We start from the raw sequence: 20860 nt of genomic DNA, 5'->3' as shown, positions 1-20860 counted from the left end.
CCACCCGTCCACGCCGGCGGGGCGTGCCCGGCGCGCCGCTCGCGCTGCCGTCTGGCAAGGCCAGGGCCGCTCGGCAGCGGACAATGCGCGCATGCATCGCCTTTCCCGCACCGGCGCGCGCCCGCTGCGCCGCCGTCTCCCCCCGCAGAGCGCACGCCACCTTTGGCAGTGGTTGGTACTGGCCTGCTGCCTGTGGCTGGGCGGCACGCCCGCCCTTGCCCAGACCCGGCCCGCTGCGGCCCCCGCCTCCGCCGCGGCCAGCGCGGTGGACACGCTGGGTGAGGACAACGCCCCCCTGCCCTCGGTGGATGAACTGCGCAAGCAGCTCGACGCCATTCCCGCAAAGCTCGGCGAGGAGGACGACGGCCGCAAGCTGCTGACCGAGCTGGCCGCCATCGGCACCGCGGCCGAGCGCGTGGTCGCCCAGCGCACCAGCGACCTGGCGGACCTGGACCGCCGCCTGGAAGGCCTGGGCCCCACGCCCGAAAAGGGCGCACCCGCGGATGCGCCCGACGTGGCCGAGCAGCGCACCGCGCTGAACAAGCAGCGCGGCGTGATCGATGCGGAACTCAAGCTCGCCCGCCTGGTGGCCGTGGATGCCGAGCAGCGCAGCGCGGAGATCGGGCGCCAGCGGCGCGCACTGTTCCAGGCGGCCCTCACAACGCGCGTCGATTCGCCACTGGCCCCCGCCTTCTGGCGCAGCCTGCGCTACGCCGCGCCCGGCGACAGTGCGCGGCTGCAGGCGCTGGGCGCCAACCTGCGCCGCGCCGTGCAGGCCACGCTGGACTCGCCGCGCCGCGGCACCTTCCTGGGTTACCTGGCCCTGGCCGTCGCCCTCGCCGTGGGGGGCACCTGGCTGGCGGAGCGTGTGCTGGTGCGCGCGCTGCCCGCGCGGCTGCCGGCCACCCGGCTGCGGCGCACGCTGCTGGCGGCGGCGGCGGTGGTGGCGAACGTGCTGATCGTCAGCGCTGCGCTGCAACTCGCGTGGAGCGGGGTCAAGCTCGGCGGCGTGCTGGACGAGGACGTGCGCGCCGTGCAGCAGGCCAGCCTGCGTGCCGCGGCCTACGCCACCTTCGTTATCACGCTGGGGCACGCACTGCTGTCGCGCCGGCGCAGTTCCTGGCGGCTGCTGCCCATCTCCGACGCGCTCGCCCGCCGGCTCAGCCCCTTCCCGTGGTGGATCGGGGCACTGTCGGCGCTGGGCGGGCTGGCCACACAGGTCAACGCCATCGTGGGCGCCAGCCTGGCGGCCGAAGTGCTGGTGCACGCCGTGTCCGCGGTGTTGCTGTCGGTGACGGTGGCCGTCGCGCTGGGCCGGCTGCGGGCAACGCCCCAGGCAGCGGACGCGGCCGATAGCGCCACCGACGCGGCGCCCGCGGAGAAGGCGGGCCGCCCCCTCTGGGTGGGGTTGATCCTGGCCAGCGCGGGCCTTGCCGCGGCCGCGGCCGCGCTGGCCGTGCTGCTGGGCTTCGTGGCGCTGGGCGGCACGCTGGCGCGGCAGATGGTGTGGTCGGGCGTGGTGTTTGCCACCACCTATCTGCTGATGCAGTTGGTGGACGACCTGTGCGACGCGTTGCTCTCCTCCCACGGCGGCCTGGGCGCGCGCATCCACGCCGCGTTGGCCATCGACGCCCAGTTGCTGGACCAGGCCGCGGTGCTGCTGGCCGGCGTGCTGCGTGTGGCGCTGTTCTTCTACATGGCGATCGCGCTGATGGCGCCGCTGGGCACCAACCCGGACGAGCTGTTCCGCCGCGGCAGCAAGCTGGACCACAGCCTGCAGATCGGCGACTTCACGCTGGCGCCCCAGGCACTGCTCACGGCGCTGGCGGTGATCTGCGCGGGCTTCCTGGCGATACGCATCGTCAAGCGCTGGCTCAGCGACCGCTATTTCCCCCACACATCGCTGGAGCCGGGCATGCGCAGCTCCATCGTCACGCTGCTGGGCTACGTGGGCGGCGTGGTGGTGATCGCCGTGGCGCTGGCGGGCCTGGGGATCAGCGTGGAGCGCATCGCCTGGGTGGCGAGCGCGCTGTCGGTGGGCATCGGCTTCGGCCTGCAGGCCATCGTGCAGAACTTCATCTCGGGCCTGATCCTGCTGGCCGAACGGCCGGTGAAGGTGGGCGACTGGGTGGTGCTGGGCGACACCGAGGGCGACGTGCGCCGCGTGAACGTGCGCGCCACCGAGATCCAGCTGGGCGACCGCTCCACGGTGATCGTGCCCAACTCGGAATTCATCACCAAGACCGTGCGCAACATGACGCTGGGCAGCGCCCAGGGCCGGGTGCTGCTGCGCCTGCCCGCACCGCTGGACACCGACGCGCGGCGCATGCGCGAGCTGATCCTGCAGGCCTTTCATGCGCACGAGGACATCCTGGAGAGCCCCGCGCCATCGGTGACGCTGGAAGGCATCCAGAGCGGCACGCTCACCTTCCTGGCGATCGGCTACGTGAGCAGCCCGCGCAACGCGGGAGGCGTGCGCAGCGACGTGCTGTTCGCCATCCTGGAGGCGCTGCGCGATGCGGGCCTGTCGCTATCGCCTCCAGCCACCACCTCGGTGGCGCAGGCGCCGCGCGACGCCGCCCAGGAGGCGCCGCCGCCGTCGGAGCGCGTCTGAACGGCGCCCGATTTGCTCCTGTTTCAATAGCTGATAGCGCTTATCAGACAAGCGCTACAGGCCAATTTTGCTTCAAACCGACAGCTGCGACCGCACATAGCCCGCCACCACTCCCAGCAACTGGTCCAGGTGCTGCTGCAGCGATGCAAAGCCGGCGTTGGGCGCACGCGTGTCCTCGTCCATGTACACCGGGCGGCGGATCTCGATCTGCAGGCTGTGGCGCCCCAGGTGCGGCTGGCCGATGCGGCCGATCAGCTCCACGCCCTTGTAGGGCTCGTTCAGCGCCACGCTGTAGCCAAAGCCGCGCAGCTGCTCGGCGATCAGGTGCACGAACTCAGGCGCGCAGGTGGTGCCGTCGCGGTCGCCCAGCACGAAGTCGGCCAGCGGCGGCGCGTCCGTGCGGCCCAGGCGCCGGTACACGTCATTGGGCATCGAATGCAAATTCAGGTGCCACACGCGGCCAAAGCGCTGCACGCTCGCGTCGATCGCCTGCTGCAGCTGCGCATGGTAGGGGCGCCAGTAGCCCTCGATGCGCCGCTGCACCTCGGCCACCGTGCGCGGGCGCGCATACAGCGGCGTGGCCACGCCGTCCTTGCTGATCTGCTGCCAGACCAGGCCCAAGCCCTGGCGCGTCTTGGGGCCGGGCGCGAGTGGCACGGGCCACGCGCCGTCGATCTGCGCAGGGTCCAGGTCGGTGTCGGCCCGGTTCACGTCGATGTAGGTGCGCGGGAAGGTCGCGGCGATCAGCGTGGCGCCATGCGCGGGCGCCGTGTGCCAGAGGCGGTGCACGTGCGTGTCCTCGCCGCGGCGCAGCAGCGCCAGCGGCACGGCATGGCCGAAATCGTCGGGGTAGGCCGTGCCGCTGTGGGGCGAGTCGCACACCAGCGGCAGCGGCTGCCCCGTGGGTTGCCAGACCTCGACCGGGGTGTCCGGCCGGGGGCTCAGGTCGTCATGCAACGCTGTCAAAGGCGCACCATCAGTCCAGCTTGATGTTGGCGCGCTTGGCCACGGCCGTGTAGCGCGCGATGGCGGCGTCGATCTGCTTGGCAAACTGCTCGGGCGTGTTGGCCATGGATTCGCCGGAGATGCTCTTTTGCTTCTCCAGGTAGTCGGGCTGGGCCATGGCCTTGTGCGCGGCGGCGTTCAGCTTGGCGATGATCTCCTTGGGCGTGCCCGCGGGCGCCACCAGGCCGAACCACCCGCCGTCACCCATGCCGGCGTAGCCCAGCTCGGTGTAGGTGGGCACGTCGGGCAGCACGGGGCTGCGCTTCAGGGCCAGCACGGCCAGCGGGCGCAGCTTGCCCGACTGGATGTTGGCCAGCGTGGAGGGTAGGTTGTCCGTCATCGCGTTGACCTGGCCGGCCAGTGCATCGGTCGCGGCCTGGCCCGCGCCCTTGTAGGGGATGTGCAGCAGGTCGATGCCCGCCAGGTTCATGAAGTTCTCGATGTTGGCATGCCCCAGCGAGCCCGTGCCTGGCGAGGCAAAGGTGTACTTGCCGGGGTTGGCCTTGGCCAGCGCCACGAACTCCTGCATGGTCTTGGCGGGCACGCTGGGGTGCACCACGAAGACGCTGGGCACGCTCATCACGTTGGTGATGGGGGCGAAGTCCTTCACCGCGTCATACGGCAGCTTGGCGTAGATGGCGGGGTTGGCGCCGTGGGTGCTCACCGTGGCCATGCCGATGGTGTAGCCGTCCGGTGCCGCCTTGGCGATGGCGTCTGCGCCGATGGAGCCGCCGGCTCCGCCCTTGTTGTCCACCACCACGGCCTTGCCCAGGATGGGCCCCATTTTGTCGGCCAGCAGGCGGGCCACCATGTCGGTGGAGCCGCCGGGCGCGAACGGCACGATCAGCTTGATGGGGCGGTTGGGGTAGTCGCCCGCCTGGGCGTGCGCCAGGGGTGCGAAGGCCGCAGCGGCGGCGCAGGCGGCCAGGGTGGACAGCAGGGTACGGCGCAGTGCCATGGGGATCTCCTCGGTATTTGAATGAATGGGGGCAGCCCCATTCTTGAGCGCTCCCGCGTTGACGAAAAGCGACAAAATGGCGGCAATCCATTACCAACACTCATCAATCGACCGCCCATGCGCATCCACTCGCCGTCGCTGCCCGAACTGCACGCCTTTGCCGTCGCGGCGCGGCTGGGCAGCTTCTCGCAGGCGGCCGACGAACTCAGCGTGACCCAGGGTGCCATCAGCCGCGCCATCGCCCGGTTGGAGGAGCACCTGGGCGTGGCGCTGTTCGCGCGCGAGGGCCGGCGCAGCGTGCTCACGCGCGCGGGGGCCGACTACCTGCAGGCCGTGGGCCCGTCGATCGCCACCATCGAATCCGCCACGCTGGCCGTGCGCACGCGGCGCAACCCGCGCCAGTTGCGCCTGTCGGTGGCGCCCACGCTGTTCAGCCACTGGCTGATCCCGCGTCTGCCCGATTTCCACGCGCGCCACCCCGGCATCGCACTGTCGTTCGCACCCTACCGGCGCGACGACCCTCTGAGCGCGCCTGAGATCGATGCCTGGATCCGCGTAGGCCGCGCCGACTGGCCCGCAGGCATCGCGGCCCACTACCTGGTGGGGCGCGAGCTGGTACCCATCTGCCGCCCGGCCGATCTGCAGGGGCCCCAGGCCATCCGCGCACCGGCCGACCTGCTCGCGCGGCCGCTGCTGTTCCACACGAATTACCCGGACAACTGGGCGCACTGGTTCGCCGGTGTGGGCTGTGTCCACGGGCCGCTCACGCCGGCGGCGGACTTCGAGTTGGTGTCGCTGCTGGTGCAGGCGGTGATCGCCGGCCTGGGCGTGGCGGTGGTGCAGCGCGCGCTGGTGGAGCCGGAGCTGGCCGCCGGGCGCATCGCCATCGCCATCGACCACCCCGTGCTGCTGGACCGCGGCTACCACCTGTGCATTCCGACGGGGCGCGCGCCCAATCCGGCCCTGGACGACCTGCGCGGCTGGCTGCTGGCGCAGGCGTGCGGACAGGGCGGGGGTTGAATCAGCCGCGCCAGGCGCGCAGCAGCAACCACTGGCTGGTGGCGCAGGCAGCCGCCAAGCCGGCGTAGGTGGCCATGCGGCCGTCGCGCCCCAGCAGCACCAACCCCGCCACGAGGACGCAACACCCCACTACAAAGTTGATAGCTATTGGCGCAATCCAGCCGTGCGCTCTGGCCAGTTTTCGCATAAAGACGTGGCTGCATGCCACCAGCAGCACGGCGACCGCCAGCGCCGGTGCGGTGAAGTTCAGCAGATGGTTGAGGGCGAGCAGCAGGTCCATGGAGTCATGATGCAGATCAAGCCATTGGCGCGGTGGCCTGCCTGAGTGCGCGGCGGATTTTATAATCCCACCCCATGGCAGTCTGGGCCCTCGGCATCAACCACCACACCGCTCCGCTCGATCTGCGGGGCCGGTTCGCGTTCGCCCTGGACCAGATCGCACCCACGCTGCACGGGCTGCGCGATTCGCTGTCCAGCGCCTCGGGCCGCCACCCGGGCGTGGAGACAGCCATCATCTCCACCTGCAACCGCACCGAGATCTACTGCGCAGCCGAGGCCCCGGCGCTGGACCACACGCTGGACTGGCTGGCCCACAGCGGCGGCGTGAGCCCCGCACTGCTGCGTTCGCACTCCTACAGCCTGGAAAACAGCCTCGTCGCCCGCCACGCCTTCCGCGTGGCGAGCGGGCTCGATTCCATGGTGCTGGGCGAGGCCCAGATCCTCGGCCAGATGAAGGACGCCGTGCGCGCCGCTGAAGGCGCAGGGGCGCTCGGCACCACGCTCAACCAGCTCTTTCAGCGCAGCTTTGCCGTGGCCAAGGAGGTGCGCACCAGCACCGACATCGGCGCGCACAGCATCAGCATGGCCGCCGCGGCCGTGCGCCTGGCCGGCCAGTTGTTCGAAGACCTGACGAAGATCCGCGTGCTGTTCGTGGGCGCGGGCGAGATGATCGAGCTGTGCACCACGCACTTCGCGGCCAAGACGCCCCAGCAGATCACGATCGCCAACCGCACGCTGGAGCGCGGAGAAAAGCTCGCCACGCGCTTTGGCGGCGAGGTCATGCGCCTGGCCGACCTGCCCGACCACCTGCACGAGTTCGACGCGGTCATCAGCTGCACCGCGAGCACGCTGCCCATCATTGGCCTGGGCGCCGTGGAGCGCGCGCTGAAAAAGCGCCGCCGCCGCCCCATCTTCATGGTGGACCTGGCCGTGCCGCGCGACATCGAGCCCGAGGTCAAGCAACTCGAAGACGTGTACCTGTACACCGTGGACGACCTGGCCAGCGTGGTACAGACGGCACAGGCGCATCGCCAGGCCGCCGTGGCGCAGGCCGAGGCCATCATCGACGCGGGCGTGCAGAGCTTCGTGCACTGGATGGAGCTGCGCAGCCCCGCCGCGCAGAACGGCGGCGTGGTGCCGCTGATCCAGCAACTCAACTCCCAGGCTGACGAATGGCGCGCCCTGGAGATCGCCCGCGCCAAGAAGCGCCTGGCCAAGGGCGAGGACATCGAGACCGTGCTTGAGGCGCTGTCGCGCGGCCTCACGCAAAAGATGCTGCACGGCACCATGGCCGAGCTGCGCGCGGGCGATGCCGAAGCGCGCGCCCAGACTGCACAGGCCGTCTCGCGCCTGTTCCTGCGCTCGCACAGCAAAAACGGGCTGTAGCGGCGCTCGCTCGCGCACCCCTGACTTCATAAGCCATACCGGCCAACAGCGCTTACCAGACAAGCGCAAGCAGCTACCAGACTGGTAGCAAAACCCTTCTTTCACACCCCTTGATGAAACCCTTTCTCCGCAGCCAGCTGGAACGCTACGCGCAACGCCTGCAGGAACTCGACTTCCTGCTCTCGCGCGAAGACATCATGGCGGACATGCAGCAGTACCGCAGCATCTCGCGCGAGCACGCCGAGGTCACCCAGGTCGCGGGCCGCTACGCCCGCTACCAGCAGCGTGAGGCCGACCTGGCCGGCGCGCGCGAGATGCTCGAAGACCCCGACATGGCCGAGATGGCGCAGGAGGAAATCCACGCCGCAGAAACCGAACTGGTGCAGTTGGAGGACGAGCTGCAGCGCCTGCTGCTGCCCAAAGACCCCGACGACGAGCGCAACGCCTTCATCGAAATCCGGGCCGGCACGGGCGGCGACGAATCCGCCCTGTTCGCGGGCGACCTGACGCGCATGTACACGCGCTACGCCGCCACCGTGGGTTGGAAGGTCGAGGTCATGAGCGCCAACGAGAGCGAGATCGGCGGCTACAAGGAAGTGGTGCTGCGCATCGAGGGCCAGCCCGGGACGGGCCCCTCCGGTAGCGGTGTGTACGGCGCGCTCAAGTTCGAATCCGGAGGCCACCGCGTGCAGCGCGTGCCCGCCACCGAGACGCAGGGCCGCATCCACACCAGCGCCTGCACCGTGGCGGTGATGCCCGAGCCCGACGAGCACCAGGCCATCACGCTGAACCCGGCGGACCTGCGCATCGACACCTTCCGCGCCAGCGGCGCGGGCGGCCAGCACATCAACAAGACCGACTCCGCCGTGCGCGTGGTGCACCTGCCCACCGGCATCGTGGCCGAGTGCCAGGACGGGCGCAGCCAGCACAGCAACAAGGCCAAGGCGCTGCAGGTGCTGCAGGCGCGCATCCAGGAAAAGGAACGCAGCGAGCGCGCCGCCAAGGAGGCCGCGCTGCGCAAGGGCCTGATCGGCAGCGGCGACCGCAGCGACCGCATCCGCACCTACAACTTTCCGCAGGGGCGCCTCACCGACCACCGCATCAACCTCACGCTGTACAAGCTGCTGGCCATCATGGAAGGTGATCTGGGCGAGGTGCTGCAGGCCCTGCAGCACGCGCGTGAAGCCGAACTGCTGGCCGAACTGGGTTTGGAGTGATTTTGGCCTCTAGCGCCCACGCAGCAAGCGCCAACAGCTATCCATAGAGAAGCACCCATGCCTTCACCCACGCTGGCCCAGGCGTTGACCCAGGCCCAAGCCGAAGGGCTGGGGCGCATCGACGCGCAGATGCTGCTGCTGCATGTGCTGGGGCGTGCGCCGGCCGACCGCGCCTGGCTGCTGGCGCACGACGGCGACACGCTGCCCGCGGCGGCCATGGAGCAGTACGCCGCGCTGTGCGCGCGCCGGGCCAAGGGAGAACCCGTGGCCTACCTCCTTGGGCGCAAAGAGTTCTGGGGCCTGCCGCTGTCCGTGGACGCGCGCGTGCTGGACCCGCGCCCGGACACCGAGACACTGGTGGCCTGGGCGCTGGACGTGCTGGCCACGCGCGCCGCGCCGCGCGTGGCCGATCTGGGCACGGGCAGCGGGGCCATCGCCCTGGCGCTGCAGCATGAGCGGCCCGACGCCCAGGTGCTGGCCGTGGACGCCAGCGCCGGCGCGCTGGCCGTCGCCCGCGCCAATGCCGGGCAGTTGGGCCTGCCCGTGCGCTTCATCCAAGGCAACTGGCTGCACGGGGTGGATGGTCCGTTCGATGCCATCGTCAGCAACCCGCCCTACATCCCCGCGCAGGACCCGCACCTGGCCGCGCTCACCCATGAGCCGCTGTCCGCGCTGGCCAGCGGCGCCGACGGCCTGGAGGACATCCGCACCATCGTGGCGCAGGCGCCTGCGCGGCTGGCGCCCGGCGGCTGGCTGCTGCTGGAGCATGGGTGGGACCAGGCCGAGACCGTGCAAGCACTGCTGCGCGACGCAGGCTTTGACCAGGTGCAAAGCCGCCACGATCTGGCCGGCATAGCCCGATGCTCCGGCGGGTCAATGCCCGGCGGCGCCCCGCAGTGAAATAATCCCCCCATCGCCGCCCTGCCCCAGGGCGCCCCCCTTCAGGAGAACCCCATGAGCGACGTCCAGCAACGCATCGACCAACTGGTCAAGACCAACGACATCCTGCTGTTCATGAAAGGCAACGCCAGCTTTCCGATGTGCGGCTTCTCGGGCCGCGCCGTGCAGATCCTCAAGGCCTGCGGCGTGGACCCCAAGAACATCGCCACCGTGAACGTGCTGGACGACCAGGAAATCCGCCAGGGCATCAAGGACTACAGCCACTGGCCCACCATCCCCCAGCTCTACGTGAAGGGTGAGTTCATCGGTGGCTCGGACATCATGATGGAGATGTACGAATCCGGCGAACTGCAGCAGGTGCTGGGCACCAGCGACGCCGCCTGAAGCGCCGCGTCCTGCCGCCAATGGACCAACCGCCCACACCGGGCGGTTTTTTTATGTCTGCCGGCGCGCGCAGCGCCCCGCCACGCAGGCCCGCTACACTTGGCGGCACCTGGCCCCGTGTCTGCGTGCTTGGCACACCCCGCTGCACGACAGGCGCGCGGCATTGCATCCTCGCTCCATGCCTTTGTCCGAAAGCCTGATCGTCATCACCGCCCTCATCGGGGCCAGTGCCTTCTTCTCGCTGGCCGAGATTTCCCTTGCGGCATCGCGCCGCCTGCGGCTGCGCCAGCTGGCCGACGAGGGAGACCACCGCGCCGACCGCGTGCTGCGGCTGCAGGAAAACCCGGGCGACTATTTCACCGCCGTACAGATCGGCCAGAACGCCGTGGCCGTGCTGGGCGGCATCGTGGGCGAAGGCACCTTGAGCCCGCACTTCTCCGGCTTCTTCGGTATGTGGCTGGGCGCCTCGCATGCGCAGACGGCGGGTTTCCTGCTGTCATTCACCGTCATCACGTCGCTGTTCATCCTGTTTGCCGACCTGTTCCCCAAACGCATGGGCATGGCGGAGCCCGAGCGCCTGGCGCTGCGCGTGGTGGCGCCCATGCAGGCCACCATGGCGCTGTTGCGGCCCGTGGTATGGCTGTACAGCCGCTGCGCGGACCTGCTGTTTCGCGTGCTGGGCATGAACGCGCTGCGCGACGACCGCGTCACCTCCGATGACATCCTGGCCATGATGGAAGCTGGCGCACGCGCCGGCGTGCTGGCCGCGCGCGAGCAGCAGGTGATCGAGAACGTGTTCGAGCTGGACACGCGCAGCGTGGCGAGCAGCATGTCGCCGCGCGACCGCGTGGCTTATTTCCTGCGCGACGATCCCGACACGGTGATCCGCGCGCGCATTGCGGCCGAGCCGTTTTCCACCTACCCCGTGTGCGAAGGCGACATCGACCACGTGGTCGGCTACGTGGACGCCAAGGACCTGTTCCAGCGCGTGCTGAACAACCAGCCCATCTCGCTGGCCGACGAAGGCCTGGTACGCAAGGTGCTCATCGTGCCGGACCGGCTGTCGCTGGCCGAAGTGCTGGAGCAGTTCCGCCAGGTGCATGAGGACTTCGCCGTCATCGTCAACGAATACAGCCTGGTCGTGGGCGTGGTCACACTGAACGATGTGATGAGCACGGTGATGGGTGACCTGGTGGGCCCGGCGGATGAGGAGCAGATCGTGCGCCGCGACGAGAATTCCTGGCTCATCGACGGCACCACGCCCGTGTCCGACGTGCTGCACGCCCTGGGCCTGGACGAGCTGCCGCACGCCGATGAGTACGAGACCCTGGCGGGCTTTCTGATGGTGATGCTGCGCCGGGTGCCGCGCCGCACCGACAGCGTGACCTTTGGAGGCTATAAGTTCGAAGTGCTGGACGTGGACAGCTATCGCATCGACCAGGTGATGGTGTCAAGGCTGGAAGGCGCGTCCAAACCAGTGCTGCCCGTTGAATAAGGAGCGGCGCTGCTGACAAGGGCAGCACCTGCCGGCGTGCGTGGCCATCCGCAAGACGGGTATGGCCCGCTGGCCGACGGCAGATCAGGCGTCCGAAGTACGCTCCTGGAAGAACCAGTTGCGCTGCGCTGCGAACACGGCGCTCGGATACGGCGCCTTGCCCCGGCTGCCGTTGTAGCGGCCCAGCGCCATGTACAGGTCGCCCCGCTCGCGGTCGAGGTAGTGGCGCAGGATCACGCAGCCAAAGCGCAGGTTGGTCTGCATGTGGAACAGCTTGCCCGGGTCGCCGTCACCGATCACGCGGGTCCAAAATGGCATCACCTGCATATAGCCGCGCGCGCCCACCGGAGAGACGGCGAACTTGCGAAATGCGCTCTCCACCTGGATCAGACCCATGACCAGCGACACATCCAGCCCCGAGCGCTTGGACTCGTACCACACCGTCTGCAGGAAGTCGCGGCGCACTTCCCATTCGGGCTTGCGCCGGCGCAGGCGGTCGCTCATGGTGCCAAGCCAGCGCAAATACAGCAGACGTGCCTCGGTGGAGGCAAACAGCGGCTCGGGCGGTGCCAGGTCTGCCACGGCGGAGCTGAGCGCGGTGCGCACGGAATCGATCAACGGCTCCTCCAGCTGGCTCCCCGCATGCGCAGGTGCAGCCACGCCCAGCCATGCAGCCGGCCCCGCCGCCAGCGAAGCCAGGCAGGCGCGGCGCGACAGCCGGCCCTGCCGTTCGTCGGTCATTGGACCACCTCCCGCCGCGTTCATGCTGCCAGCCGTTCCTTCACATGCGCCAGGATGTCCGCCACGCCCACTTTGGTGGCAGATGCATCGCGGCGGTGCTGGTATTCGACCTGCCCTTCCTTGAGGCTCTTGTCGCCAATGGTCACGCGATGGGGCACACCGATCAGTTCCCAATCGGCAAACATGGCGCCCGGGCGCTCGCCGCGGTCGTCCAGGATCACGTCCACACCGGCGGCTAGCAGGTCGGCGTACAGCGACTCGGCCTGTGCCTTGACGGCTTCGCTGCGGTCCATCCCCACGGGGCAGATGACCACGGTGAACGGGGCGATGGCGTCGGGCCAGATGATGCCGCGCTCGTCATGGTTCTGCTCAATGGCTGCTGCCGGCAGGCGCGTGACGCCAATGCCGTAGCAGCCCATCTCGAAGAAGGCGGGCTTGCCGTCTTCGCCGAGGAAGGTGGCATTCATGGCTTTGGAATACTTGGTGCCGAGGTAGAACACGTGGCCGACTTCGATGCCGCGCTCGATGGCAAGTTCCCCCTGGCCGTCCGGCGACAGGTCGCCAGCCACCACATTGCGCAGGTCGGCCACCATGTCGGGCTCCGGCAGGTCGCGGCCCCAGTTCACGCCGGTGAGGTGGTGACCTTCCTGGTTGGCTCCGCAGATCCAGTCGGCCATCACGGCCACGTCGCGGTCCACCACCAGCTTCACCGGCTTCTGCAGGTTCAGCGGGCCCAGGTAGCCCGGCTTGCAGCCAAAGTGGTCCACGATCTCGGCCACGGTGGCAAAGCGGAAACCCGCGTCCAGGCCCGGCACCTTGGCCACCTTGATCTCGTTCATGTCGTGGTCGCCGCGCAGCAGCAGCAGCCAGACCTGGCTGCGGATGATCTCGCCCGCCGCGTCGGTTTCGTCCGTGGCCAGCACCAGCGACTTCACCGTGGTGCTCAGCGGCACGCTCAGCAGTTCGGCCACGTCCGCGCAGGTGCTCTTGCCGGGCGTGGGTGTCACCGTCAGCGGCTGCTTGGCCGCGGGACGCGCGCCCGCGGGGGCCAGCGCTTCGGCTTTTTCCATGTTGGCCGCGTAATCGCTGGCGGGGCAGTAGACGATCGCGTCCTCACCCGTGGCGGCGATCACCTGGAACTCTTCGCTCAAGTCGCCGCCGATGGCGCCCGAATCCGCCGCCACGGCGCGGTAGCGCAGGCCGAAGCGGTCGAATATGCGGCGATAGGCCTGGGCCATCACCTGGTAGCTCGCCTTGGCGCCGGCCTGGTCCCGGTCGAAGCTGTAGGCGTCCTTCATGATGAATTCGCGCCCGCGCATCAGTCCGAAGCGCGGGCGGCGTTCATCGCGGAACTTGGTCTGGATCTGGTAGAGGTTCTTGGGCAGCTGCTTGTAGCTGCGCAGCTCCTGGCGTGCGATGTCAGTGACCACTTCCTCGCTGGTGGGCTGGATCACGAAGTCACGCCCATGGCGGTCGTGAATACGCAGCAACTCGGGGCCCATCTTGTCGAAGCGCCCAGTCTCCTGCCACAGCTCGGCGGGCTGCACCACGGGCATGGTGCATTCCACGGCACCTGCGCGGTTCATCTCCTCGCGCACGATGGCTTCCACCTTGCGGATCACGCGCAGGCCCATGGGCATGTAGTTGTAAATCCCGGCACCCAACTTCTTGATGAGGCCTGCGCGCATCATGAGTTGGTGACTGACAACCTCGGCGTCGGCAGGCGCCTCTTTCAAGGTGGAAATGAAAAATTGGGAAGCTTTCATCGAACGGGCTTGACAACTGGGGCGGGTGCGCTTGCCGCACGCGAGGTAGCGTGCATAATGACCGCAGTTTTAAAAATTTGGGGTTAGATTATGCTCGACCGGGACGGATTCCGCCCAAATGTCGGCATCATCCTGCTCAACCAGAGAAACCAGGTATTCTGGGGCAAGCGCATACGCACCCATAGCTGGCAGTTCCCTCAAGGCGGCATCGACCGCGGAGAAACCCCCGAGCAGGCCATGTTCCGGGAACTGCACGAAGAGGTAGGACTGCTGCCGCCCCAGGTGCGTGTGATTGCCCGTACGCGGGACTGGTTGCGCTACGAGGTGCCAGACCGGTTCATCCGCCGCGATGCACGCGGACACTACAAGGGTCAGAAACAGATCTGGTACCTGCTGCAATTGCTGGGGCACGATTGGGACCTGAACCTGCGCGCCACCAACCATCCAGAGTTCGATGCCTGGCGCTGGAACGACTACTGGGTTCCGCTGGACGTGGTGGTCGAGTTCAAGCGAGGCGTATATGAGATGGCGCTGACTGAACTGGCGCGTTTTCTGCCGCGCCACGAACAGCGCAACCGCTATTTGCGCAGCGGCATGCGTACGCGCGAGCACGAAAGCAGCGGTCAAGCCTCGCTGCCCCGTACCAGTTCACTGTTGGTCAAGCCCGGTATGGAACTGCCTCCGGGCGCCAGCTTCGACCCTGACCCGCAAAACAGCGTGCCAGCGCCGTTGGAGGCGCTGCCTACCCTGCCCGTCCCCAAGAAGCCACTGGACGCCTAGCGTGTGTAAGAAGGCACGCGTCCGCAAGACGCACCCTTCTTAAGCGTCATCGCGCGCCGAGCACCACCATGTTGTCGCGGTGAACCATCTCCGGTTCGGCCGCGTACCCCAGCAGGCGCTCAAACTCTGCGGAAGGCTTGCGGCACAGCAGGCGCGCCTCGGCGCTCGCATAGTTGGCGAGACCGCGGGCAATCTCTGTGCCGCCGGCGTCGCGCACCGCGATCACATCGCCGCGCACGAAGTCGCCCTCCACCGCCACCATGCCGATCGGCAGCAGGCTCTTGCCGTCTTCGCGCAGCTTGGCCGCCGCGCCGGCATCCACCGTCACGGAGCCGCGCAGTTGCAGGTGGTCCACCATCCACTGCTTGCGCGCCTGGTTCTTCTGCGTCTGCGCCACGAGCAACGTGCCGATCGATTCGCCCCGGGCCAGCCGCAGCAGCACGTCCGGCTCCCGCCCCCATGCGATGACGGTGGAAGCACCCGAGCCCGCCGCACGTTTGGCCGCGAGGATCTTGGTGATCATCCCGCCCTTGCCAATGCTGGAGCCCGCGCCGCCGGCCATCGCCTCCAGCGCCGCATCGCCAGCCTGTGCTTCGTGGACGAACTGCGCCTGCGGGTCGCGCCGCGGATCGGCGGTGTACAGCCCCTTCTGGTCGGTCAGGATCACCAGCGCGTCGGCTTCGACGAGGTTGGCGACGAGGGCCCCCAGAGTGTCGTTGTCACCGAACTTGATCTCGTCGGTGACTACGGTGTCGTTCTCATTGATCACCGGCACCACGCCCAGGCGCAGCAGCGTCAGCAGGGTGGAGCGGGCATTCAGGTAGCGCTCGCGGTCCGCCAAGTCGGCATGGGTCAGCAGCACCTGCGCACTGCCCATGGAGTGCTCGCGCAGCTTGGTCTCGTACATCTGCGCCAGCCCCATCTGTCCCACGGCGGCAGCGGCCTGCAGTTCGTGGATCTCGCCGGGGCGGCTGCTCCAGCCCAGGCGCTTCATGCCTTCGGCGATCGCTCCGCTGGAGACCATGATAACCTCGCGCGGCTCGCCCCCCTGCCCCCGCACCAGCGCTGCCAGTTGCCGGCACCACTCCCCAATGGCCACCTCGTCCAGCCCCCGTCCCTCATTCGTGACGAGACTGGACCCTACCTTGACCACGATGCGACGCGCGTCGCGCAATACACTGGACACCATTTTTATAAGAAATTAGGCCCTAGCGCTTGTCAGGTAAGCGCCAACAGCTATAAATTAAATAGCAATCCTCGCATCACCCACGCGGTGGCTCACCTGCGAAGCGCGGGTCCACCTCAGCCGGCGCATTCTGCGCCAGCTGCTGGGCGTGCACATGCTGGAAAATGGACTGCACCAGGGGCTCGCAGCCTTCGCGCGTCAGCGCGGAGATTTCGAACACCGGCCCCTTCCACTTGAAGCGCTTCACGAAGTCCTTGACGCGCGCGGCCCGCTCCTCGGCGGGCACCATGTCCAGCTTGTTGAGCACCAGCCAGCGCGGCTTCTCGTACAGCTGGGTGTCGTATTTCTTGAGCTCGGCCACGATGGCCTTGGCCTGCGCCACGGGATCGACGGATTCGTCGAACGGCGCCATGTCCACCACGTGCAGCAGCAGCCGCGTGCGCTGCAGGTGGCGCAGGAACTGGTGGCCCAGGCCCGCGCCCTCGGATGCGCCCTCGATCAGGCCGGGGATGTCGGCCACCACGAAGCTCTGCTCCGGCCCCACGCGCACCACGCCCAGGTTGGGGTGCAGCGTGGTGAACGGATAGTCGGCGATTTTCGGGCGCGCGTTGGAGACCGCGGCGATGAAGGTGGATTTGCCGGCATTGGGCATGCCCAGCAGCCCCACGTCCGCCAGCACCTTGAGCTCCAGCTTCAGGCTCTTGCGCTCCCCGGGCCAGCCCGGCGTCTTCTGGCGCGGCGCGCGGTTGATGGCGCTCTTGAAGCGCAGGTTGCCGAAGCCGCCGTCCCCGCCCTTGGCGATCGTGACCACCTCGCCCGGCGTGAGCAGCTCGTACAGCAGCTCGCCGGTATCCGCGTCGCTGATGATGGTGCCCACGGGCATCTTGAGCGTGATGTCGGCGCCTGCCGCGCCGAACATGTCGGAGCCCATGCCGTGCTCGCCACGCTTGGCCTCGTGCCGGCGTGAATAGCGGAAGTCGACCAGGGTGTTGAGATTGGGGTCGGCCACGGCGAACACGTGGCCGCCACGCCCGCCGTCGCCGCCGTTGGGCCCCCCGAACTCCTTGTACTTCTCGTGCCTGAACGAGACACAGCCGTTGCCGCCGTCACCTGCGGCAACGTCGATAAAGGCTTCGTCGACGAACTTCATGGGTATCCAGTTTACAAAAAGCGCACCTGGGCGCTGGAGGGTGCGCAAAAGGGTGCCATCACGCATGCGCGCGGCTGCGCCAGGCGCTGAAAACAACAAAGCCCCGACGGGTCGGGGCTTTGTTGTCGCTTCAGCGGCGAAGGGCCTTAAGCAGGCGTCACGCTGACCGTATGCTTGGACAACGCGCCCTTCGTGCCGAAGGAAACATGGCCATCCACCAGGGCGAACAGCGTGTGGTCCTTGCCCACGCCGACGTTCACGCCGGGGTGGATGCGCGTGCCGCGCTGGCGCACGATGATGGAGCCGGCGCTGATCAGCTCACCACCGTAAGCCTTCACGCCCAGCATCTTGGGCTTGGAATCGCGCCCGTTTCGCGTAGAGCCGCCGCCTTTTTTCTGTGCCATGAGATCAGCTCCCTGATTTAAGCGGCGATCGCCTGGATCTGCAGCTCGGTGAACTGCTGGCGATGGCCTTGACGTTTCTGATAGTGCTTGCGACGGCGCAGCTTGAAGATGCGCACCTTGTCGTGCTTGCCGTGGGCCACGACCGTAGCCTTCACCGTTGCGCCGGACACCAGGGGCGTGCCGACCTTGAGTTCAGCGCCGTTGCCGACTGCCAGAACCTGGTCGATCACGATCTCCTGGCCTACTTCCGCAGCAATCTGTTCTACCTTGATTTTTTCGCCAGCGGCAACGCGATACTGCTTGCCGCCGGTTTTTATGACCGCGTACATGTAAACCTCGAATCTGAAATTGGAGTTCTGCGGACGGATTTCCACAGAACCGAAGATTCTATCACAAGCACCCGAAACCGATCCAGGCAACGCGACACAGCGCCCCAGGGTCCCCCAGGCCCCCTGGGGCGCTTCCTATAATTGCCGCTTCACTTCACCACCACCGATCACCTTGGCCGCCAACTCCCCCAGCACCGCCGCCACCCTCGCCCTGATTGCCGACGACATGCGGGAGGTGGACAAGGTCATTGCAGCGCGGCTGCAATCGTCCGTCCCGCTTGTGGGCAGCGTGGCCCAGTACATCATCTCGGCGGGCGGCAAGCGCCTGCGCCCGGCGCTGCTGCTGCTGACCTGCGGCGCGCTCGAATACAAGGGGGAGCAGCGATTCAACCTCGCGGCGGTAGTGGAATTCATCCACACGGCCACCCTGCTGCACGACGACGTGGTGGACGAATCCACCCTGCGCCGCGGCCGGCCCACCGCCAACGAGACCTTCGGCAACCCGGCGAGCGTGCTGGTGGGCGACTTCCTGCACACACGCTCCTTCCAGATGATGGTGGAGGCAGGCAGCATGCGCATCCTGCAAGTGCTGGCCGACGCGACCAACGTGATCGCCGAGGGGGAAGTCCAACAGCTCATGAACACCCATGACGCGTCCCTGGACGAGGCCGGATACCTCCACGTCATCCGCTCCAAGACCGCCAAGCTGTTCGAGGCCAGCGCCCGGCTCGCCGCCATCCTGGCCGGCAGCACGCCCGACATCGAACAGGCCTGCGCCGACTACGGCCAGGCGCTGGGCACGGCCTTCCAGGTCATCGACGACGTGCTGGACTACGACGGCGACGCGCAGGAGATGGGCAAGAACCTCGGCGACGATCTGCGCGAGGGCAAGGTCACGCTCCCCCTCATCATCGCCATGCAGCGCGGCAGCCAGGCGCAGCGCGAGTTGCTGCGCAACGTCATCGAAACAGGCAGCGCCGACGAACTCCAGCCCGTCATCGCCATCATCCGCGAGACAGGCGCCCTGACCGCCACCCGCGACGCGGCCGCCGCTCAGGCCCGGCTGGCGATGGATGCCGCCGCCAAGCTTCCCGCCAATCCATACACCAAAGGTTTGCTACAATTAGCGGCTCAGCTACTTGAACGCCGGACTTGAATTCCGGGCGGTTCGGGGACGCGATCGGGGTGTAGCTTAGCCTGGTAGAGCGCTACGTTCGGGACGTAGAGGCCGGAGGTTCGAATCCTCTCACCCCGACCAGTTATTTTCATGCCCAAGCCCTGCATCGCGGGGCTTTTTTGCATCTGGACGCCGCGCGGGTGCCAAGGAACCGCATATCTTTAATGCGGTTGCCCTCGCAGAGCCCATGCTGCCCTTGAGCCGCCGGCTGGGGCAAATGTCACTCACACAACGCTTGCGCCATTAAGCCTGTACACACCTTGGGCGATCGGCGATGATTGAAGAGTTTCCCTTCCTTCCATAAGAATCCGCTAGTTACATGGCTGCTATCGACACACAGAAAGAAGCTCAACCCATTGCCTTACCCGGACTGGCGCGCGCGTTGATGTCTGTGGGCAAATTGGATCAAAAAGCGGCGGAAGAGATTTACAAAAAGTCACAAAATAGCCGCAGTAGCTTTATTGCAGAGCTCACGGAATCGAAAATCATCACGCCAAGTGATCTAGCCCATACGGTATCCACCGTATTTGGTGCCCCCTTGCTAGATGTCGATGCGATCGACCGGCAGCGCATCCCCAAAGATCTGTTGGACGTCAAACTGTGCCAGTCCTACAAAGTCATCGCTCTCAGTAAGCGCAATAACCGGCTCATAGTCGCCACCGCGGATCCGACATTTCAAGAGGCCGCAGAAAAGATCAAGTTCACCACACAAATGGGGGTGGACTGGATCATCGCGGAATATGACAAACTGCTCCGCTTGATTGAGGCGAGCACAAAGAGCGGTACAGAAACGCTCGACGGCATTAACAGTAGTAATGATTTTGAGTTCGGCGACATTCCCGTTGATGAAGCTCCGGACGAGGATGCCGACAATCCCGCGGAAGTCGAGGATGCTCCCGTTGTCAAATTTCTGCACAAGATGCTGCTGGATGCCTTCAATATGCGTGCATCCGATCTGCATTTTGAGCCCTACGAGCACCATTACCGTGTCCGCTTCCGCATAGATGGCGAATTGCGCGAAATCGCATCGCCGCCTATTGCAATCAAGGAGAAGCTGGCCTCGCGCATCAAGGTGATCTCCCGTCTGGATATTTCGGAAAAACGCGTGCCCCAGGATGGCCGCATGAAGCTCAAGGTTGGGCCGGACCGGGTTATCGATTTCCGCGTCAGCACCCTGCCTACACTCTTTGGCGAGAAGATCGTGATCCGTATTCTCGATCCGAGCAGCGCCAAGCTGGGTATTGACGCACTGGGATATGAGCCCGAGGAAAAGGAGCGTTTGCTGCAGGCCATCAACCGCCCTTATGGAATGATCCTGGTGACCGGACCCACGGGCTCCGGGAAGACCGTGTCGCTCTACACATGTCTCAATTTGTTGAACAAGCCCGGCGTCAATATTGCGACCGCTGAGGATCCCTCGGAAATCAACCTCCCGGGTGTGAACCAAGTCAACGTCAACGAAAAAGCCGGCCTCACGTTTGCCGTCGCGCTCAAGTCATTCCTTCGCCAAGATCCGGACATCATCATGGTGGGTGAAATCCGGGATCTGGAAACCGCAGACATTTCGATCAAAGCCGCGCAGACGGGTCACTTGGTGCTGTCCACCCTGCACACCAATGACGCCCCCACGACATTGACGCGCATGCGCAATATGGGCATCGCGCCCTTCAATATCGCATCCAGCGTGATTCTTATTACGGCGCAGCGACTGGCGCGTCGCTTGTGCCCCAATTGCAAGGCGCCCGTGGACATTCCGCATGAGACGCTGCTGGAGGCCGGCTACCGGGACGAGGAGATCGACGGCTCATGGGTTACCTACCGACCGGTGGGCTGCTCCGCCTGCAATAACGGATACAAGGGGCGCGTGGGCATTTATCAAGTCATGCCGGTGTCCGAAGAAATCCAGCGCATCATCCTGCGCGATGGAAGCGCACTGGAAATCGCCGAACAGGCACGCCTGGAAGGCGTCCGTTCTCTGCGTGAATCCGGGCTTCACAAGGCAAAAATGGGATTGACCTCCTTGGAAGAGGTCTTGGCTGTCACCAACGAATAAACAAATCGAGAGAGAA

At 66.8% G+C, this 20860-nt stretch carries 19 protein-coding genes and 1 tRNA gene; 11 read left to right on the top strand and 9 right to left on the bottom strand.

Going from position 1 to position 20860, the window contains the following annotated elements:
- Positions 1-91 precede the first annotated feature (91 nt).
- The gene (locus OX89_RS06295) at positions 92-2614 is read left to right on the top strand and encodes a DUF3772 domain-containing protein (protein ID WP_047349976.1); all 2523 of its coding nucleotides are present in this window, start codon (positions 92-94) and stop codon (positions 2612-2614) included.
- A 72-nt stretch (positions 2615-2686) separates the two neighbouring features.
- Here OX89_RS06295 and OX89_RS06290 read toward each other — a convergent pair whose 3' ends face one another.
- Together OX89_RS06290 and OX89_RS06285 are read right to left on the bottom strand one after the other, a co-directional pair.
- A complete protein-coding gene (locus OX89_RS06290; protein ID WP_157497350.1) occupies positions 2687-3580 on the bottom strand; it encodes an N-formylglutamate amidohydrolase in 894 nt (297 codons plus the stop codon).
- A gap of 10 nt (positions 3581-3590) precedes the next feature.
- Positions 3591-4577, bottom strand: a complete 987-nt coding sequence (locus tag OX89_RS06285) for a tripartite tricarboxylate transporter substrate binding protein BugE (RefSeq protein ID WP_041835900.1) — start codon at positions 4575-4577, stop codon at positions 3591-3593.
- Positions 4578-4694: 117 nt separating this feature from the next.
- On the opposite strand from OX89_RS06285, the gene OX89_RS06280 reads away from it, so the two are divergent.
- A complete protein-coding gene (locus tag OX89_RS06280; protein WP_047349975.1) occupies positions 4695-5597 on the top strand; it encodes a LysR substrate-binding domain-containing protein in 903 nt (300 codons plus the stop codon).
- Position 5598: 1 nt separating this feature from the next.
- On the opposite strand, the gene OX89_RS06275 is transcribed toward OX89_RS06280, so the two are convergent.
- Entirely contained in the window at positions 5599-5877 is a 279-nt protein-coding gene (locus OX89_RS06275; protein WP_012655762.1) for a hypothetical protein, read from the bottom strand.
- A gap of 74 nt (positions 5878-5951) precedes the next feature.
- Between OX89_RS06275 and hemA the strand changes: the two genes are divergently transcribed.
- The 5 genes from hemA to OX89_RS06250 all read left to right on the top strand — a co-directional run bounded on the left by hemA (position 5952) and on the right by OX89_RS06250 (position 11258).
- Positions 5952-7262: a glutamyl-tRNA reductase gene (gene hemA, locus OX89_RS06270; protein ID WP_047349974.1), complete on the top strand. Its 1311-nt coding sequence runs from the start codon at positions 5952-5954 to the stop codon at positions 7260-7262.
- A 113-nt stretch (positions 7263-7375) separates the two neighbouring features.
- Positions 7376-8479: a peptide chain release factor 1 gene (gene prfA, locus OX89_RS06265; RefSeq protein WP_047349973.1), complete on the top strand. Its 1104-nt coding sequence runs from the start codon at positions 7376-7378 to the stop codon at positions 8477-8479.
- 57 nt (positions 8480-8536) lie between these two features.
- A complete protein-coding gene (prmC, locus tag OX89_RS06260) occupies positions 8537-9379 on the top strand; it encodes a peptide chain release factor N(5)-glutamine methyltransferase (protein WP_047349972.1) in 843 nt (280 codons plus the stop codon).
- 54 nt (positions 9380-9433) lie between these two features.
- Entirely contained in the window at positions 9434-9763 is a 330-nt protein-coding gene (gene grxD / locus OX89_RS06255; protein ID WP_047349971.1) for a Grx4 family monothiol glutaredoxin, read from the top strand.
- Positions 9764-9941: 178 nt separating this feature from the next.
- Positions 9942-11258 carry a hemolysin family protein gene (locus OX89_RS06250; protein ID WP_047349970.1) on the top strand — a complete coding sequence of 439 codons (1317 nt, stop codon included), beginning with the start codon at positions 9942-9944 and terminating at the stop codon, positions 11256-11258.
- 84 nt (positions 11259-11342) lie between these two features.
- On the opposite strand, the gene OX89_RS06245 is transcribed toward OX89_RS06250, so the two are convergent.
- Both OX89_RS06245 and OX89_RS06240 read right to left on the bottom strand, forming a co-directional pair.
- Positions 11343-12023, bottom strand: coding sequence for a lytic transglycosylase domain-containing protein (locus OX89_RS06245; RefSeq protein WP_047349969.1), 681 nt, complete (start codon positions 12021-12023; stop codon positions 11343-11345).
- Positions 12020-13765: a proline--tRNA ligase gene (locus tag OX89_RS06240; protein WP_047349968.1), complete on the bottom strand. Its 1746-nt coding sequence runs from the start codon at positions 13763-13765 to the stop codon at positions 12020-12022. Before OX89_RS06240 ends, OX89_RS06245 begins: the two co-directional genes overlap by 4 nt.
- A gap of 90 nt (positions 13766-13855) precedes the next feature.
- Between OX89_RS06240 and OX89_RS06235 the strand changes: the two genes are divergently transcribed.
- On the top strand, positions 13856-14545 hold the full coding sequence (locus tag OX89_RS06235; protein ID WP_011804289.1) for an RNA pyrophosphohydrolase: 690 nt from the start codon (positions 13856-13858) through the stop codon (positions 14543-14545).
- Between the two features lie 46 nt (positions 14546-14591).
- Here OX89_RS06235 and proB read toward each other — a convergent pair whose 3' ends face one another.
- The 4 genes from proB to rplU all read right to left on the bottom strand — a co-directional run bounded on the left by proB (position 14592) and on the right by rplU (position 17614).
- Complete coding sequence (gene proB, locus OX89_RS06230; protein ID WP_047349967.1) at positions 14592-15734, bottom strand: glutamate 5-kinase; 1143 nt, start codon at positions 15732-15734, stop codon at positions 14592-14594.
- Positions 15735-15807: 73 nt separating this feature from the next.
- Complete coding sequence (gene cgtA, locus OX89_RS06225) at positions 15808-16881, bottom strand: Obg family GTPase CgtA (RefSeq protein ID WP_041835898.1); 1074 nt, start codon at positions 16879-16881, stop codon at positions 15808-15810.
- A gap of 146 nt (positions 16882-17027) precedes the next feature.
- Positions 17028-17285, bottom strand: coding sequence for a 50S ribosomal protein L27 (gene rpmA, locus OX89_RS06220; RefSeq protein ID WP_011804286.1), 258 nt, complete (start codon positions 17283-17285; stop codon positions 17028-17030).
- A gap of 17 nt (positions 17286-17302) precedes the next feature.
- On the bottom strand, positions 17303-17614 hold the full coding sequence (gene rplU, locus OX89_RS06215) for a 50S ribosomal protein L21 (RefSeq protein ID WP_011804285.1): 312 nt from the start codon (positions 17612-17614) through the stop codon (positions 17303-17305).
- Positions 17615-17786: 172 nt separating this feature from the next.
- Between rplU and OX89_RS06210 the strand changes: the two genes are divergently transcribed.
- The 3 genes from OX89_RS06210 to pilB all read left to right on the top strand — a co-directional run bounded on the left by OX89_RS06210 (position 17787) and on the right by pilB (position 20844).
- The gene (locus OX89_RS06210) at positions 17787-18770 is read left to right on the top strand and encodes a polyprenyl synthetase family protein (protein ID WP_011804284.1); all 984 of its coding nucleotides are present in this window, start codon (positions 17787-17789) and stop codon (positions 18768-18770) included.
- Between the two features lie 25 nt (positions 18771-18795).
- Positions 18796-18872 (top strand) — tRNA-Pro (locus tag OX89_RS06205).
- A 238-nt stretch (positions 18873-19110) separates the two neighbouring features.
- The gene (pilB, locus tag OX89_RS06200) at positions 19111-20844 is read left to right on the top strand and encodes a type IV-A pilus assembly ATPase PilB (protein ID WP_012655751.1); all 1734 of its coding nucleotides are present in this window, start codon (positions 19111-19113) and stop codon (positions 20842-20844) included.
- Positions 20845-20860: the final 16 nt, after the last annotated feature.

Origin of the sequence: Diaphorobacter sp. J5-51, from assembly GCF_001023515.1 — a bacterium.
GTDB classification, from domain to species: domain Bacteria; phylum Pseudomonadota; class Gammaproteobacteria; order Burkholderiales; family Burkholderiaceae_C; genus Diaphorobacter; species Diaphorobacter nitroreducens.
Note: the sequence above shows the minus strand (reverse complement) of the source record. Positions and strands in the feature narration are given on the sequence as shown.